This window comes from Vibrio sp. A2-1 (assembly GCF_021728355.1).
Classification (GTDB): Bacteria; Pseudomonadota; Gammaproteobacteria; order Enterobacterales; family Vibrionaceae; genus Vibrio; species Vibrio splendidus_K.
This window is the reverse complement of the sequence record NZ_JAKKCO010000002.1, coordinates 503,494-521,551: the sequence shown is the minus strand read 5'-3', so window position 1 is coordinate 521,551 and position 18,058 is coordinate 503,494. Positions and strand designations below refer to the sequence as shown.

The following is an 18,058-nucleotide window of genomic DNA, read 5'->3' as shown; positions in this document are numbered from 1 at the left end:
TCGATTAGAAAAGTCTAAATTTTACTATTCGCGCTCGTGTAGAGCTTGGAAATCACGCTGTTCTTCACCAGTGTACAACTGACGAGGACGACCGATACGGTTTGTCGGATCGCTGTGCATTTCGTTCCAGTGTGCAATCCAACCGATAGTACGAGACATCGCGAAGATTACTGTGAACATTGATACAGGAATACCGATCGCTTTCAGAATTATACCTGAGTAGAAATCTACGTTCGGGTATAGCTTCTTAGAAACAAAGTACTCGTCAGAAAGAGCGATGCGCTCAAGTTCCATTGCTACGTCTAGTAGTGGATCTTGAATGTTTAGCTCTTTAAGTACTTCGTGACACGCTTCACGCATTACTGTTGCACGTGGATCGTAGTTTTTGTAAACACGGTGACCGAAGCCCATTAGACGGAATGGGTCATCTTTGTCTTTTGCTTTTGCTACATATTCTTCAATGTTGTCTACGCTACCGATCTCTTCAAGCATCATTAGACAAGCTTCGTTAGCACCACCGTGAGCAGGACCCCACAAAGAAGCGATACCAGCAGCAATACAAGCAAATGGGTTTGCACCCGAAGAACCTGCTAAACGAACCGTTGACGTTGAAGCATTCTGTTCGTGATCAGCATGTAACGTAAAGATTTTGTCCATTGCGCGAGCGACAACAGGGTTTACTTCATATTCTTCACATGGGTTTGCATACATCATATGTAGGAAGTTTTCTGCGTAGCCTAGGTCATTGCGCGGGTAGATAAACGGTTGACCGATAGAATATTTGTAACACATTGCAGCCAGTGTCGGCATCTTAGAAATTAGGCGGTATGCCGCAATTTCACGGTGTGTGTCGTTATTAACATCTAATGAATCATGATAGAACGCAGCAAGCGCACCTACCACACCACACATAACAGCCATTGGGTGAGCGTCACGACGGAAGCCGTGGAAGAAACTAGCAATTTGCTCGTGAACCATGGTGTGACGTGTGACTGTCGTCTTGAACTCTTCGTATTGAGCTCGAGAAGGAGCTTCGCCGTATAAAAGAATGTAACAAACTTCTAAGTAATCAGCGTTATTGGCCAGTTGATCAATTGGATAACCACGGTGTAGAAGGATACCTTTTCCACCGTCAATATAAGTTATTTGCGATTCACAAGATGCAGTGGCAAGAAAACCAGGATCAAAAGTGAAAAAACCATTAGAACCCAGTGTACGAACGTCGATGACTGGAGTACCAAGTACACCTTCTGTAATCGGCAATTCGATCGGTGCTTGACCTTCAATATGAAGGGTAGCTTTCTTATCCGCCATAACAATCTCCTTTGTTATTATTAATCCGTCCAGGATGTTTATGTGCCATTTTTTTACTGGTCTTACGTGAGAAAGTCAATTTTTCTGCAGCTTTGTGTGCACTTGTTAGTGTTTTTTACATTAAATTCGTTAAAAATCTGTTCTGTGTAGCATTATTTGTTGCATCAATTGTATTAGAATGTTGCCAGCCGTATAGTGGCGCTGAAAAGTTTGGTTAAAACCTTATAAATGCAAGGCTAAGAAGAAATGTGAGGTGTCTTCAGAAACCTAGCTGTTAACAATTATTTTACAATTATCTAAGGCTCAACCTACGTTATTTGTTAAGTTAATGTTAAATTTTGAAGGTTTGCAATCAAATTTTGTCCATAACAATACATAAGGTTATTTAATGACCATCATGCTCAATGGAGCTGAGTGAGCGAGCCCGTGAAAGAAAGAAAGACAAGACCTGTTAATTTAGATTTACAGACCATCCACTTTCCTATCACAGCAATAGCTTCCATCCTACACCGTGTGTCTGGGGTGATTACTTTTGTTGCGATCGGAATTCTGCTTTGGTTACTATCCATTTCCCTCTCTTCCCCTGTAGGCTTTATGGAAGCTAGCGACATTGTCGACGGTTTCTTCGTGAAGTTTATTCTGTGGGGCATTTTAACCGCTTTGGCTTACCACATTGCTGGTGGTATTCGTCACCTTCTTATGGACCTTGGTCACTTTGAAGAGCTGGAATCTGGCGCTAAGAGCGCGAAGGTTGCATTCGCAGCAACAGCGGTATTGTCTCTACTAGCGGGGATCTTAGTATGGTAAACAACGTTTCTACTTTTGGTCGTAATGGTGTGCATGATTATCTATTGATTCGTGCAACAGCCATCATTATGACGCTTTACACTATCTACCTAGTGAGCTTCTGTGCTTTCTCAGGTGATATTTCTTACGCATCTTGGACGCAATTCTTTGGTGGTACCTTCACTAAAGTCTTCACCATGTTAGCACTTACTTCAATTTTGGTTCACGCGTGGATCGGCTTGTGGCAAGTACTAACTGACTACATCAAATGTGCAAAATTGCGCGTTGGTCTTCAAGTCGGTGTTGTTGCGGTTCTTCTAGGATATTTCTTCTCTGGTCTGTTTATTTTGTGGGGTGCGTAAGTGACTATTCCTGTTCGTGAGTTTGATGCTGTAGTAATTGGCGCTGGTGGTGCTGGTATGCGCGCCGCGCTACAAATTTCTGAGCAAGGCCTATCTTGTGCGTTGCTTTCTAAAGTTTTCCCAACTCGTTCTCATACTGTATCTGCGCAAGGTGGTATCACCGTTGCTCTTGGTAATGCGCATGAAGATCACTGGGAACAACACATGTACGATACGGTTAAAGGTTCCGATTACATCGGTGACCAAGATGCTATCGAGTACATGTGTAAAAATGGCCCTGAGTCAGTTATCGAATTAGAAAAAATGGGTCTTCCATTTTCTCGCTTTGATAACGGCAGTATTTACCAACGTCCGTTTGGTGGCCAATCTAAGAATTTTGGCGGTGAGCAAGCGGCTCGTACTGCAGCGGCAGCTGACCGTACTGGTCACGCACTGCTTCATACGCTTTACCAACAAAACATTAAACACAAAACGACGGTTTTCTCTGAGTGGTATGCACTGGATCTTGTTAAAAACGAAGATGGTGCAATCTTAGGTACTACCGCGCTTTGTATGGAAACGGGCGAGGTTTGCTACTTCAAAGCGAAGGCAACAATCCTTGCTACTGGTGGTGCTGGTCGTATCTACGCATCAACAACGAATGCACACATTAACACTGGTGACGGTGTTGGCATGGCAATTCGTGCTGGCGTTCCAATGCAAGACATCGAAATGTGGCAGTTCCACCCAACGGGGATCGCTGGCGCAGGTGTTTTGGTAACAGAAGGTTGTCGTGGTGAAGGTGGTTACCTTCTCAATAAAGACGGCGAGCGCTTCATGGAACGTTATGCTCCGAATGCTAAAGATTTAGCAGGTCGTGATGTGGTAGCTCGTTCAATGATGGTTGAGATTCGTGAAGGTCGTGGTTGCGATGGCCCATGGGGTCCACACATCAAGCTGAAACTTGATCACTTAGGTAAAGAGACGCTTGAATCTCGTCTGCCGGGTGTATGTGAGCTTTCTCGTACCTTCGCTCACGTTGATCCTGTTAAAGAACCAATTCCTGTAATCCCAACGTGTCACTACATGATGGGCGGTGTTCCTACACAGGTTTCTGGTCAAGCAATCAAACAAACTGAAGACGGTACAGACGTTGAAATTCAAGGTCTATTCGCTTGTGGCGAAATCGCTTCAGTATCTGTACATGGTGCAAACCGTCTAGGTGGCAACTCGCTACTTGATTTGGTTGTGTTCGGTCGTGCAACAGGTCTTCACCTTGGTGAGACTTTGAATAAGCAAGCTGAAGCAAAACCTGCAACTGAAGCCGACATTGAACGTTCACTAGAGCGCTACAATCGTTGGGAAAACAGTACTGACGGTGAAGACCCTGCGGTAATTCGTAAAGATCTTCAGCAATGTATGCAGAACAACTTCTCTGTATTCCGTGAAGGTAAAGCGATGGCTGATGGCTTAGAAGAGCTTAAAGTGATTCGTGAGCGTCTTAAGAATGCACACCTTTCAGATAAGTCGACAGAGTTCAACACGCAACGTATTGAGTGTTTAGAGCTTGAAAACTTGATGGAAACGGCATTCGCAACTGCGGTTGCAGCAAACTTCCGTACAGAGAGTCGTGGAGCGCATGCTCGTTTTGACTTCCCAGACCGTGATGATGAGCAATGGCTATGCCACTCACTTTACAACCCAGAATCAGAAAGTATGACTAAGCGTGGCGTGAACATGGAACCTATCCATCGTGAAGCATTCCCGCCGAAAGCACGTACGTACTAAGGAGATATGACCATGAAACTGAATTTCTCTTTATACCGTTACAACCCAGATGTGGACCAGAAGCCTTACATGAAAGAGTACACCCTAGAGGTGGAAGAAGGCTCTGACATGATGCTTTTGGATGCGCTTATTCTTTTGAAAGAGCAAGATCCAACGATTTCATTCCGTCGTTCATGCCGTGAAGGTGTATGTGGTTCTGATGGCTTGAACATGAATGGTAAAAATGGATTGGCGTGTATTACACCTCTGTCTGCTCTTACTGGCCAAGATAAAATCGTAATTCGCCCACTTCCAGGTTTGCCTGTGGTGCGTGATTTAATCGTAGACATGACTCAGTTCTACGATAACTACGAAAAAGTTAAGCCGTTCTTAGTGTCTGATGGCAATGTGCCACCGGCTCGTGAAAACCTACAAAGCCCTGATGAGCGTGCTCATTTAGATGGTTTGTATGAATGTATCATGTGTGCATGTTGTACGACTTCGTGCCCATCATTCTGGTGGAATCCAGATAAGTTCATCGGACCAGCTGGCCTGCTTGCAGCATACCGTTGGCTAATAGATAGCCGAGATACGGCGACAGACGAACGTCTGTCCGATCTTGATGATGCATTTAGCGTTTTTCGTTGCCATGGCATCATGAATTGTGTAAGTGTTTGTCCTAAGGGATTAAATCCGACGAAAGCGATTGGTCACATCAAGACCATGCTTGTGAATCGTTCGGTTTAAGTTATATAAAAATTGCCGCCCTAGAAGTTTTGGGGCGGCCTTTTAATAGCTCGGCATAGACCGCAGCAAACGTGAAAACTACTGGTTAAGGGAAAATATGCACAACGGCGTGATGAAGGCATGGCTCGAGTCTTCACACTTGGCTGGCGCCAATGCAACGTACGTAGAAGAACTCTATGAACTGTATCTAAGTGACCCCGATTCGGTAAGTGACGAATGGAGAAGTGTTTTTGAAGAATTGCCTGTGCAAGCTTCAGAAGCAGTGGAACAACCACACTCTCGTGTTCGTGAATACTTCCGTCGACTCGCTCAAGAAACAAAGCATTACAGTGTCCAAGTTAGTGATCCAGATGTCGATGCGAAACAAGTAAAGGTTCTGCAACTTATTAATGCCTATCGATTCCGAGGGCATCAATCAGCAAATCTAGACCCCCTAGGTTTATGGGAAAGAGATACAGTCGCTGAACTGGATCCTTCTTTCCACACTCTTACCGAAGATGACCTTAATGAGACGTTTAACGTCGGCTCTTACGCCATTGGCCAAGAGACGATGGTGCTTCGAGATTTGTACAAATCTTTAAAGCAAACTTATTGTGGTTCGATTGGTGCTGAATACATGCACATGACTAACACAGAGCAAAAGCGTTGGATCCAACAACGTTTAGAGTCTGTTTCTGGTCAACCCTCTTTCGATAAAGAAGAAAAGCAAGCTTTCCTAGAAGAGCTAACTGCTGCTGAAGGTCTTGAGCGCTATCTTGGTGCTAAATTCCCAGGCGCAAAACGCTTCTCGTTGGAAGGTGGTGATGCGTTGATCCCAATGACGAAGGAAATTATTCGTCATGCAGGTGGACAAGGCATGCGTGAAGTTGTTGTTGGTATGGCTCACCGTGGTCGTCTAAACATGCTGGTCAATGTGCTTGGTAAAAAGCCACAAGACCTGTTTGACGAGTTTGCGGGCAAGCACAGCGATGACTCGTGGGGCACTGGTGATGTGAAATACCACCAAGGTTTCTCTGCGGATTTCGCAACACCAGGCGGCAACGTTCACTTAGCACTTGCATTTAACCCATCTCACTTAGAAATCGTAAACCCTGTAGTTATCGGTTCGGTACGTGCTCGCCAAGATCGTCTAGACGATAAAGATGGCAGCCGCGTACTTCCAATTACTATCCATGGTGATTCAGCTATCGCTGGCCAGGGTGTAGTACAAGAGACGTTCAACATGTCTCAAGCTCGTGGTTTCTGTGTTGGTGGTACGGTTCGTATCGTTGTAAATAACCAAGTTGGTTTTACAACGTCTAACCCTCGCGATACTCGTTCTACGATGTACTGTACCGATATCGCGAAGATGGTTCAGGCTCCGATTTTCCACGTTAACTCTGATGATCCAGAAGCTGTCGCTTTCGTAGCACGTCTTGCATTAGATTACCGTAATACGTTTAAGCGTGATGTTGTTATTGATTTGGTTTGTTACCGTCGCCACGGTCACAATGAAGCCGATGAGCCGAATGCAACGCAGCCTTTGATGTACCAAAAAATCAAGAAGCATCCAACGCCACGTAAGCTTTATGCTGACGTGCTAATGGAACGCGGTGAGTTTGGTATTGATACGGCAACTCAACTCGTTAACGAATATCGTGATGCACTTGATCACGGTGAAGTTGTGGTTAAAGAGTGGCGCCCAATGGCACTTCACTCAGTGGACTGGTCACCTTACCTAGGTCACGACTGGAACATCGAATGGGACAACAAGATTGATATCGAGCGCCTGAAAGAGCTTGGTAGCAAACTTTGCCAATACCCAGACAGCCATAAGCTGCAAAGCCGAGTAAACAAACTGTACAACGATCGTACTGCCATGGTGAATGGTGAGAAACAAGTCGATTGGGGTATGGCCGAGACTCTGGCTTACGCAACACTTGTTGATGACGGTAAGCGTATTCGTATCTCAGGCCAAGATTCAGGTCGTGGTACGTTCTTCCACCGTCACTCAGTACTGCACAATCAATCAGATGCAAGCACGTATGTTCCTCTTGCGAACATTCATGATAAACAAGGGCCATTCCAAGTATTTGACTCTGTGTTATCTGAAGAAGCGGTACTCGCATTTGAGTATGGTTATGCAACGGCAGAACCAAGCGGTCTAACCCTTTGGGAAGCGCAATTTGGTGACTTCGCAAACGGTGCACAAGTTGTAATCGATCAATTCATTTCGTCAGGTGAGCAAAAGTGGGCACGTTTATGTGGTCTAACTATGCTGCTTCCTCACGGCTATGAAGGCCAAGGCCCAGAACACTCATCTGCACGTCTTGAACGTTACCTTCAATTATGTGCTGAACAAAACATGCAGGTTGTTGTTCCTTCAACACCGGCACAGGTTTATCACATGATTCGCCGTCAGGTTGTTCGACCAATGCGTCGTCCACTGATCGTAATGTCACCTAAGTCATTGCTTCGTCACCCTCTATGTACGTCTTCTATGGAAGATTTAGCAGAAGGTACGTTCCAACCAGCTATCGCAGAAATTGATGATCTGGCTCCTGAGAACGTAAAACGCGTCGTGTTCTGTTCAGGTAAGGTTTACTTTGACCTGCTTGATCAAAGACGTAAGAACGAGCAAGACGATGTCGCTATTGTACGTATTGAGCAACTTTACCCGTTCCCTTACGAGGACGTGAGAGCTGCAATCGCACAGTACACAAATGTAGTCGATTACGTTTGGTGTCAAGAAGAGCCACAAAACCAAGGTGCTTGGTACAGTAGCCAACATAATTTCCGAGCTGCTATCCCAGTGGGTGCTGATATTCAATATGCAGGTCGTCCTGCATCAGCATCACCAGCTGTTGGCTATATGTCGGTACACTTGAAACAACAAAAAGCGTTAGTTGACGACGCTTTGACCCTACTTAAGAACTAGAAGTAAAAGGAAAATACGCACATGACAATTGAAATTCTGGTTCCAGATTTACCTGAATCTGTGGCTGATGCAACAGTGGCGACTTGGCACAAAAAACCAGGCGAAGCCGTTGCACGTGATGAAGTCATTGTAGACATCGAAACAGATAAAGTAGTTCTAGAAGTACCGGCTCCTGAAGCGGGTGTTCTGGAAGCTATCCTAGAAGAAGAGGGTGCTACGGTACTTTCTAAGCAGCTTCTTGCAAAGATCAAACCTGGTGCTGTCGCTGGTGAACCAACGAAAGATACCACTGAAGATACAGAAGCTTCTCCTGATAAGCGCCACAAAGCGGCATTGACAGAAGAAAGCAACGACGCACTAAGCCCTGCTGTTCGTCGTCTTCTTGCAGAACACAGCCTACAACCAGCTGACGTCAAAGGCACTGGTGTTGGTGGTCGTATTACTCGTGAAGACATCGACGCACACCTAGCAGCAGCGAAAGCGGCTCCGGCAGCAGCCTCTGCACCTGCAGTTGAAGCGCCAGCAGCGGCTCGTAGCCAAAAGCGCGTGCCAATGACTCGCCTACGTAAGACAGTTGCAAACCGTCTTCTAGAAGCGAAGAACAGCACAGCGATGCTGACTACTTTCAATGAAGTGAACATGAAGCCAATCATGGACCTTCGTAAGCAGTACAAAGACCAATTCGAGAAGCGTCACGATACGCGTCTTGGTTTCATGTCTTTCTATGTGAAAGCAGTAACAGAAGCGCTGAAGCGTTTCCCTGAAGTTAACGCTTCAATTGATGGTACAGATATCATTTACCACAACTACTTCGATATTAGCATGGCGGTATCTACGCCACGTGGTCTAGTGACTCCAGTACTGAAAGACTGTGACACACTAGGTTTTGCTGACATCGAAAAAGGCATCAAAGAGCTAGCAATCAAAGGCCGTGACGGCAAGCTAACAGTTGATGAGCTGATGGGCGGTAACTTCACTATCACAAACGGTGGTGTATTTGGTTCTCTAATGTCTACGCCAATCATCAACCCGCCTCAAGCGGCAATTTTGGGTATGCATAAAATCCAAGATCGTCCAATGGCTGTTGATGGCAAGGTAGAAATTCTACCAATGATGTACCTAGCGCTTTCTTACGATCACCGTCTAATCGATGGCCGTGAATCAGTTGGCTTCCTAGTGACAATCAAAGAGCTTCTAGAAGATCCTGCACGTCTGCTATTAGACGTTTAGTATCTCTAAAACGTCTAGTTAACCCCGTTAGCTAGACGTAAAAAGTTTCAAAGGCTAGGCTGCTCAACGTCTGGCCTTCACTTGAACTGTAAAGCCATTAGAAAATGGACAGCAGTTGATTTGAGAAGACCCTACAGACGTACCACAGGAAACTGTGTCGTTATGGAAATAATAATCCCTTAAGGGAAAATAAACGGAATATCAAAATGAATTTGCATGAATACCAAGCCAAACAGCTGTTTGCAGAATTCGGTTTGCCTGTACCTGAAGGTTTCGCGTGTGACACAGCACAAGAAGCTTTCGAAGCTGCAGGCCGTATTAGTACAGCCAAGAAAGTTGTTAAGTGTCAAGTACATGCTGGTGGTCGCGGTAAAGCGGGCGGCGTAGAGTTACATGACACTAAAGAAGGCGTTAAAGAGTTTGCACAAAAGTGGCTAGGTAAAAACCTAGTGACTTACCAAACAGACGCTAATGGTCAGCCTGTAACAAAGATCCTAGTTGAAGAAGCATCGAACATTGCTAACGAGCTTTACCTAGGTGCTGTTGTTGACCGTGCAACGCGCAAAATTGTATTCATGGCGTCAACTGAAGGCGGTGTGGACATTGAGAAAATCGCTGAAGAAACTCCAGAGTTGATTCACCAATCTGCGATCGATCCTCTAGTTGGCCCTCAAGCTTACCAAGGCCGTGAATTGGCATTCAAACTTGGCCTAGCTGGCGATCAAATTAAACAGTTCGTTAAGATCTTCATGGGTCTTGGTGAAATGTTCGCTCAGTACGACCTAGCTCTACTAGAAATTAACCCGCTTGTTATTACAAATGAAGGTAACCTTCTTTGTCTAGACGGCAAGATCAACATTGACTCAAACGCAATGTACCGTCAGCCAAAGCTTCGTGAAATGCACGATCCTTCACAAGAAGACGAGCGCGAAGCGCACGCAGCTCAGTGGGAACTGAACTACGTAGCACTTGATGGCAACGTTGGCTGTATGGTTAACGGTGCAGGCCTTGCTATGGGTACGATGGATATCGTAAACCTACACGGCGGCAAGCCAGCAAACTTCCTTGATGTAGGCGGCGGCGCAACAAAAGAGCGTGTAGCTGAAGCATTCAAGATCATCCTTTCTGATGACAATGTTAAAGCAGTACTAGTAAACATCTTCGGTGGCATCGTTCGTTGTGACATGATCGCTGAAGGTATTATTGGTGCAGTTAAAGAAGTTGGCGTAACAGTTCCTGTCGTTGTTCGTCTAGAAGGTACAAACGCAGACCTAGGTCGTGAAGTACTTGCTAATTCTGATGTTGATATCATTGCTGCTGTATCTCTAACAGATGCTGCTCAGAAAGTTGTTGCTGCTGCGGAGGCTAAATAATGTCTGTATTAATTAACAAAGACACTAAAGTAATCTGTCAGGGTTTCACTGGCGGTCAAGGTACATTCCACTCAGACCAAGCTATCGCATACGGTACGCAAATGGTTGGTGGTGTTTCACCTGGTAAAGGTGGTCAAACTCACCTAGGCCTTCCAGTATTCAACACAGTACGTGAAGCAGTAGAAGTAACTGGCGCAACAGCAACAGTTATCTACGTACCAGCACCTTTCTGTAAAGATGCAATCCTAGAAGCAATTGATGCAGGTATCGAACTGATCGTAACGATCACTGAAGGTATCCCTACTACAGATATGATCGACGTTAAAGTGAAGCTAGAAGAAACTGGCGTTCGCATGATCGGTCCTAACTGTCCAGGTCTTATCACTCCAGACGAGTGTAAGATTGGTATCATGCCTGGTCATATCCATAAGAAGGGTAAAGTAGGTATCGTATCTCGTTCAGGTACTCTGACGTACGAAGCAGTTAAGCAAACAACAGATGAAGGCTTTGGTCAGTCTACATGTGTTGGTATCGGTGGTGACCCTATCCCAGGTTCAAACTTCATTGATATCCTAAAACTTTTCCAAGAAGACCCTGAGACTGAAGCAATCGTAATGATTGGTGAGATCGGTGGTACTGCGGAAGAAGAAGCTGCTGAGTTCATCAAAGCAAACGTAACTAAGCCAGTTGTATCTTACATCGCTGGTGTTACTGCTCCTCCGGGTAAACGTATGGGCCACGCTGGCGCAATCATCTCTGGCGGTAAAGGTACTGCTGAAGATAAATTCGCAGCACTAGAAGCAGCAGGCGTTAAGACTGTTAAGTCTCTTGCTGACATCGGTAAAGGCCTACGTGAAATCACGGGTTGGTAATCAGCTGGCTTTTATCTAACGAGATAGAAGCTAACTGAACGATATAAGAAAGGCTTGGTCATTGACCAAGCCTTTTTCTTTTGTGACCGATTTTTTTGTAAACGGTTCTTTTATAAACGACTGCCGCGTCAACGGTTGTGTTGTTAAAAGCCAGAATGAATCCCGACTTTTCACTTTAGGCGCGGGTTCTGTACATTTGAGACAGCATAAACATTGCCGCAGCACTGATAACAACAGAAGGGCCGGCTGGCGTGTCATAGAACCAAGACAAGCTCAACCCTCCGAACACAGCGATAGAACCAATTACAGAGGCGAGGAATGCCATTTGTTCGGGTGTATTAGCGAATTTCCTTGCCGTTGCTGCTGGGATTATCAGCAATGACGTCATGATCAATGCACCAACAAATTTCATACCGACCGCAATCACGATACCAACCAGCAACATCAGGATTAGGCGCATTAAGTCAATGTTGATGCCATCTACTGCTGCAAGATCTTCATTTACTGTCGTTGATAGCAGTGGTCGCCAAAATATCGCAAGCACTAAACCAATCACTGCAGCACCCGCGTAGATGAACACCAAATCTGTTGGAGACACCGCAAGCAAGTCACCAAATAGGTAACTCATTAGATCGACACGAACATTGTCTAAGAAGCTGACAGCAACAAGGCCTAAAGAGAGTGCACTGTGCGCCAATATACCGAGTAGGGTATCGGTCGCGACTAGCTTTTGTTTTTGTAAAGTCACTAGCAACACGGCCAGCATCAAACAACAAATCAGCAGCGCGAAATACAAGTTAATGTTGAACAGAAAGCCAAGTGCTAAGCCCATCAAAGAAGCGTGAGCAAGCGTGTCACCAAAGTAAGCCATCTTGCGCCATACTACGAACGACCCTAATGGGCCTGCAATTAGCGCAATACCCAAACCCGCCAAAATAGAGGGAAGAAGAAACTCAAGCATTAGTGATGTCCGTGTTTATGGTTTGAACATTCATGCACGTCGCCTTCGACAGGCTGGCCTGCAAGATCATGATGGTGATGTTCGTGTTGGTGATGATAAAACGCCAGTGTTTCTTGGGTCGCGGTGCCAAAGAGCGCAATATACGAAGGGTGGTGTTTGATGTCTGCAGGTGCGCCTGAGCAACAGATATGGTGGTGCAAGCAGATAACATCGTCTGTTTTGGCCATCACTAAATGCAGGTCATGTGAAACCATAAATACGGCACAACCAAAACGGTGACGAATGGTGTCAATTAGGTCATACAAGTCAATTTGTCCTTGTACATCAACGCCTTGAGCAGGTTCATCAAGAACCAGTAGGTCTGGTCTTCTTAGCAGTGAACGAGCAATCAGCACACGTTGGTTTTCACCGCCAGATAGCTGGTGCATGTTACTCTTTTGCAGATGTTCAGCACCAACGAGCTTCAATGCTTCAAGGATCTCTTGCTGACTGAACTTGCCAGTGAGCTTTAGAAAACGTTCTACATTAAGCGGTAGTGAATCATTAAGCTTTAATTTTTGTGGTACATAGCCAATTTTCAGTTTTTTAGCTTTTGTTATTGTGCCTGAAAATTTGGTTTGTAAACCCAGTACCACTTTTACTAATGTCGACTTTCCTGCACCGTTTGGCCCAATGAGGGTGGTGATTCTGCCGCGCTCTATATTTAGAGAGATGTTGTCTAGAACTTTTCGACCGTCAAACTCGACGCTCACAGAATCTAGTTGGATTAAGTTATCCATGAATAGAACTCATTTGCAATTCGCTAATGTTATAATGTAACATTTACCTCAAGCCTAAGCTACTTTTCTATTATCGAGGGATTATGTCACGTTCATCTTTTATACTTGCTACTTTGCTTTTAGCGCCAAGTGTCGCAAGTGCCAATACTATTCTAACAAGCTTTAAACCGATTCAAATGATTGTGACAGAATTAACGCAAGGCGTTAGTGAGCCGGATGTGTTGATGAACAGCAATGCTTCGCCGCATGATTATGCGCTTAAGCCATCGGATGTCAAAAAAGTTCATAGTGCCGATATGGTTATCTGGTTCGGCCCTGACCTAGAAGCCTTTTTGACTAAGGTGATTGGTTCAAAAGAAAATGTTATCAAGATCAGTGAGATTCCTGGAATCAACTTGAGAGAGTTTGGGCATGAAGACCACGATGCTCATGAAGGACATCATCATGGTAGCCATGACCCGCATTTTTGGTTGGGCATCGACCAAGTTGAAGTCGCGGCAAAATATATCTCAGCTAAGTTGATTGAAGCTGACCCTGATAACGCAATGGCGTATCAAGAGAACCTAGACTCATTCTTGATTGCTTTGAAAGAGAAGAAGCAGTCAATTAATGAACAACTTGCGCCAGTGAAAGACAAAGGTTACTACGTATTCCATGATGCGTACGGCTACTTCGAACAGGAGTTTGAGTTAAATAACTTAGGTCACTTTACCGTGAGCCCAGAGCGCAAGCCGGGTGCAAAAAGCTTGATAGCTATCAAGAAAACCTTGGTGCGTGAAAATGTTCAATGTGTATTTGCAGAGCCTCAATTTACACCAGCTGTGATCGAATCGGTGACTCGCGGAAGCAATGCTAAGCAAGGGCAACTTGATCCTGTTGGTTCACAGGTTGAAGTGAAGAGTGGAAGTTATTTCGAATTTCTTCAGCAACTTACAGACAGCTACACCAGCTGCTTGAGTGCTAAATAATCAATAACCAATATTCCTAACGACACTTTGCTCTCGTTAATTTATGAATCATGCCGCTTTTTGCGGCATTTTCGTGACCGCTAAGATAAAACCTCTCAACAAATAGCAAACCTCCTTTCTCCTTTGTTAATTTCCGCTAAAATAGAAAGATAATAATAAGCACAAAAAAACTGGATTTTTGGTTAAGCAGCGAATAAGACGTTGTGGACACCATAATTTCATGTGTTATTGCTGTTCAGGATGAAAAGTTGTATCGAATTATCTTCAGAATGTTCATGTTAATGAGCATTTCATTTAGCGTTCTCGCGGTAAATACCTCACCCTCCGTTTTCTACCCTTTGCCCGTTCAAGCGCAAGGGAATTTTCTTGCGGCTAAAAACTTGTACTTAGGTGCCGGTGGCGGGCTATGGGTTCATGATGTCCATGGAAAAGTACTCTTTTATGATGGCCGAACCCTATTCCCTAGAAAGGGTAGCCTTCTGCAATTTTCTTCAGAAAGAGTCGCGTTTCTTAACGATGAGTTTTGGACATTTTTTGATAATGAGGTGTACCGACATAATCCGGGGATTGGCAATGAACTTGCGTTTAGTTTAAGCCCGGGTGCTGAGATCACGAATATAGGCTCATCAGGTGATTATATTTGGGTCACAGATGGCAGTAATTTTTATACATACAACACTCAATCTTTAGAATTTACCACCTACTCACTACTCAAACTGTATCGATACAACAATAGTAGTGATATTGCGATTAACGATGCGGAGTGGGTGTTGTCAAAATGGGTACTCGCGACCAGTTCTGGTGCTTACCTTTCCGAGGCGCAAGAGTTTACTCACATCACTGCATCAGATAAGCACCATATTGAGACGGTTTATTTTTCTAATGCTAGACGAGAGTTAGTGATCGGCACTTTAAATGGGGCGGTGATTGTTGATCTCGCGAATCCAGATAAAGAGAACAAAATAAAAGGGTCGCACGTTCTCTCGCTTGCTGAAACTTCAGACCAATATTGGATTGGCACAGAGCATGGACTCATTAGTTACAACTTCATTACGGGTCAAATTACACGATTCGAACAAGCCGCTAACCAAGATTTCTCGTTACCGGGAGAGAAAATATATTCGTTAATCAACGACCATGCTGGTGGGATGTGGGTTGCGACAAATAACGGCATCCGATATTTCTCACTGTTCAGTAAGACATTCTCAAGAACGCCATTAACGGGTATGGGGATGCACTCAAGTAGTGTCGTGATAAACAAAGTACAGCCGGTTAGTGAACAATTATCTTGGGTTGCTTCCTCACTGGGCCTCTATTTGGTCGATGCTCAAAGCAAAGAGAATCCAATTCGTGTTTATTCCAACTCGGTACAGGACTTTGAGATCTTTGGTTCTTCCATTTGGTTGGCTACTGAAGAAGGTATTATTAGTTTTAATACCAATACGTTAGAGCCTGAAGAACTCGGTTTACCAAGGTCTATCAAGGGGGTACACGTTGAGAACTTTGCGCTTCAAGCTGATAACGTACTTTGGATAACATCGGGGCAAAACCTCTATTCGTTATCTATCGAAACCATGAAGCTGACGGGGTACGGTACTGACTGGTTAGTTGATAAGTTTTTGCCAGCAAAAATCACGGCTCTCAATATAGGGTTACAAGGTCGTATATATATAGGCACTGACCACGGCTTCTACTCTTTTATTGATAAACGGATTAGCTTTAGTCGCTCAAGCGAACGATTTGGCAAAGTGGTCGATATTGAAAAAGCGAAGGATGGGGCTCAATGGTTTGCGAGCAGTTATGGCGTGTATCGAATCCCTTATGACAGCTCTATTATTCAAGAGGTCATGCTTGTTGAAGACAATATTAGCCCAAATTGCTTAATAAGCGATGACAATGGTGTGTGGTTAGGTTCTTCGAAAGGTATCAGCTATTACGGACTGGATGGGCAACTGCATAAACATATCGGTTCACCATTTGGCTTGATCACCAATGAACTGGCAGCAGGGGCATGCGACTTGTTTGACAGCGAAGGCAGCCAATCTACGAGGCTTACTTTTGGATCAAAGTATGGCGTAGTCAGTGCGTTATCTGATGAGTTATTGGTATCAACAACACCCCATAGTCGAGCATTACTGAGTAAGATCAGTGTTGATCAGCAAACCGTATCACTAGGTGGTAAGACAGCTCATTTGGATGAGATCCCTTATGGTTCATCTATGAGTTTTAAGTTGGGTATTCTACCTGCGACGTTTGCCCCTGCGATGGAGTATCGCCTGAGCGACGATGAACCTTGGAGTGAATTTGAAGGAGGCTTGTTAACGCTCGACCATCTTCTTCCGGGGGACTATACACTGGAAGTTAAACCCGTTAAGGACTCGCATTATCGCTTTGTGTCAACGAATCAAAGCTTCTCAATCGCTGAGCCTTGGTATCTGACCAATTGGGCTGCCGCAAGCTCTCTGGTGCTGTTGATTGGTGTCGTGACTATCTTGGTCTTTTGGCGTTCGCGTTATGTCACTTTTGCTAATAGACACCTAAAAGCGCAAGTTGCATTAAAAACCGATCAACTGAGGCACCAAAGTCGCATTCTGTTGACGACCAATCAACAGCTTAAAAAGCAGCTATCAGTTAAGAGTGCGCTTGTGTCGCACACAGCAAATGAACTCTCATCTGAAGTTAATCATATTGCAGCGATGCTCCCGAATTGGAATGAGAAAGGCAAGTCGCCAATCTTAACGCTGAAAAATGGCTTGGCTCAATTGAGCAATACACCTCAAGGAGAAGGGAAGGTCAGTTACGATATAATTTTGATCTTAGAAGCGGTACTCAAAGCTTGGCAAGATGATTTAGCCAAAGCGGGTATTGAACTGGATATCAGAGTTGATACCAAACAACGATACGTATCCTTACTGTATTTTAATCTCGATATTATTTTCAACAACTTGGTTGCGAGCATCATCAAGAGAAACTTTAAGTCACAAAGCATGGTGGTTCTGGTTGAAGAAGTGAAGGAGCATCTTGTCGTTACGATTCGAGATCATGGGATGCCTTTTCCTAAATTGGCATCAAGCATGAGTGACAACACCGGAAAATCGACTGATCTAAATATCGAAAAATTACCTCTATTGATGAATCAGAGTGGTGGTGAACTGAACGCGTTTGTTTCTGACTATCAAAATAAGGTTCAGCTTTCGTGGCCGATTGAATATCAAGTGCTGGATAATCTGGAAGCCAGCACAATTGAGCAGATAGAAACCATTAAGCTTGCCGCTTCAACGCCAGAGCAACAAAGGTTGAGTGCTGAACAAGAGTGGAAAAACAGAGTGTCGCAGCTTGTGAGCGAAAACTACGCCGATGCAGAGTTCAGTACTGCAACTGCTGCTAAGTACTTGTTCATGTCAGAGAGAAGCTTACAGAGACGCTTTAAATCGGCTTATAACAAGACCTTTAAAGAGCACTTGAATGAAGTGCGTTTAGAGCATGCGTGCGAGCGGTTACTTGCGGGAGAGAAGATCTCAGACGTCGCGTTTGATTCTGGTTTTAATGACCCTTCCTATTTCAGTCAGAGGTTTAAGCACCATTTTGGTATGTCGCCATCTAAGTTTGCTGAAAACAGCGAAGAGTAGTGAGCTGCGGATTTACTCTACTTCCACATAGATAAAGATACTCTAAGCCTCGACATTCGTGTTGGGGCTTTTTTATGCTTCTACGAGATACGAGATACGAGATACGAGATACGAGATACGAGATACGAGATACGAGATACGAGATACGAGATACGAGATACGAGATACGAGATACGAGATACGAGATAGAGATAGAGATAGAGAGCTGTGGGGCGTTTAAAAGGCTGTTGGGATAAAACAAAAGGAAGAAAAAAAATATCGTGGTATAGCCGGGGGGACTATACCACGGGTGCCAAGGACACCTTCGCTTGCTGCCGGAGTGATATGGCAAGCCACATCACCTCTGGAATAAAATTAAAGAGAAGTAGTTTCTC

Annotated in this window: 13 protein-coding genes; 10 read left to right on the top strand and 3 right to left on the bottom strand. The window is 44.6% G+C overall.

Features of this window, described 5'->3' with window-relative positions; genetic code table 11:
• Positions 1-24: 24 nt before the first annotated feature.
• A complete protein-coding gene (locus L3V33_RS09910) occupies positions 25-1,314 on the bottom strand; it encodes a citrate synthase (RefSeq protein ID WP_004734217.1) in 1,290 nt (429 codons plus the stop codon).
• A gap of 414 nt (positions 1,315-1,728) precedes the next feature.
• Between L3V33_RS09910 and sdhC the strand changes: the two genes are divergently transcribed.
• The 8 genes from sdhC (at position 1,729) to sucD (ending at position 11,347) form a co-directional block, all read left to right on the top strand.
• Positions 1,729-2,121: a succinate dehydrogenase cytochrome b556 subunit gene (gene sdhC / locus L3V33_RS09905; protein WP_012604532.1), complete on the top strand. Its 393-nt coding sequence runs from the start codon at positions 1,729-1,731 to the stop codon at positions 2,119-2,121.
• Positions 2,115-2,462, top strand: a complete 348-nt coding sequence (gene sdhD, locus L3V33_RS09900) for a succinate dehydrogenase, hydrophobic membrane anchor protein (protein WP_004734215.1) — start codon at positions 2,115-2,117, stop codon at positions 2,460-2,462. The genes sdhC and sdhD overlap by 7 nt, the downstream gene beginning before the upstream one ends.
• Positions 2,463-4,229, top strand: a complete 1,767-nt coding sequence (gene sdhA, locus L3V33_RS09895) for a succinate dehydrogenase flavoprotein subunit (protein ID WP_009847321.1) — start codon at positions 2,463-2,465, stop codon at positions 4,227-4,229. It abuts the gene before it with no gap.
• A gap of 12 nt (positions 4,230-4,241) precedes the next feature.
• Complete coding sequence (locus L3V33_RS09890; RefSeq protein WP_004734213.1) at positions 4,242-4,955, top strand: succinate dehydrogenase iron-sulfur subunit; 714 nt, start codon at positions 4,242-4,244, stop codon at positions 4,953-4,955.
• Positions 4,956-5,052: 97 nt separating this feature from the next.
• Entirely contained in the window at positions 5,053-7,872 is a 2,820-nt protein-coding gene (gene sucA / locus L3V33_RS09885) for a 2-oxoglutarate dehydrogenase E1 component (protein ID WP_017079473.1), read from the top strand.
• 21 nt (positions 7,873-7,893) lie between these two features.
• The gene (gene odhB / locus L3V33_RS09880; protein ID WP_114633858.1) at positions 7,894-9,102 is read left to right on the top strand and encodes a 2-oxoglutarate dehydrogenase complex dihydrolipoyllysine-residue succinyltransferase; all 1,209 of its coding nucleotides are present in this window, start codon (positions 7,894-7,896) and stop codon (positions 9,100-9,102) included.
• A 206-nt stretch (positions 9,103-9,308) separates the two neighbouring features.
• Positions 9,309-10,475: an ADP-forming succinate--CoA ligase subunit beta gene (gene sucC, locus L3V33_RS09875; protein WP_004734210.1), complete on the top strand. Its 1,167-nt coding sequence runs from the start codon at positions 9,309-9,311 to the stop codon at positions 10,473-10,475.
• The gene (gene sucD / locus L3V33_RS09870) at positions 10,475-11,347 is read left to right on the top strand and encodes a succinate--CoA ligase subunit alpha (RefSeq protein WP_004734209.1); all 873 of its coding nucleotides are present in this window, start codon (positions 10,475-10,477) and stop codon (positions 11,345-11,347) included. Before sucC ends, sucD begins: the two co-directional genes overlap by 1 nt.
• 175 nt (positions 11,348-11,522) lie before the next feature.
• On the opposite strand, the gene znuB is transcribed toward sucD, so the two are convergent.
• Both znuB and znuC read right to left on the bottom strand, forming a co-directional pair.
• A complete protein-coding gene (gene znuB, locus L3V33_RS09865; protein WP_004734208.1) occupies positions 11,523-12,308 on the bottom strand; it encodes a zinc ABC transporter permease subunit ZnuB in 786 nt (261 codons plus the stop codon).
• Complete coding sequence (gene znuC / locus L3V33_RS09860; RefSeq protein ID WP_004734207.1) at positions 12,308-13,087, bottom strand: zinc ABC transporter ATP-binding protein ZnuC; 780 nt, start codon at positions 13,085-13,087, stop codon at positions 12,308-12,310. The genes znuB and znuC overlap by 1 nt, the downstream gene beginning before the upstream one ends.
• 83 nt (positions 13,088-13,170) lie before the next feature.
• Between znuC and znuA the strand changes: the two genes are divergently transcribed.
• Both znuA and L3V33_RS09850 read left to right on the top strand, forming a co-directional pair.
• Positions 13,171-14,055: a zinc ABC transporter substrate-binding protein ZnuA gene (znuA, locus tag L3V33_RS09855; protein WP_171308848.1), complete on the top strand. Its 885-nt coding sequence runs from the start codon at positions 13,171-13,173 to the stop codon at positions 14,053-14,055.
• Positions 14,056-14,324: 269 nt separating this feature from the next.
• Complete coding sequence (locus L3V33_RS09850) at positions 14,325-17,684, top strand: AraC family transcriptional regulator (protein WP_237290400.1); 3,360 nt, start codon at positions 14,325-14,327, stop codon at positions 17,682-17,684.
• Positions 17,685-18,058 lie beyond the last annotated feature (374 nt).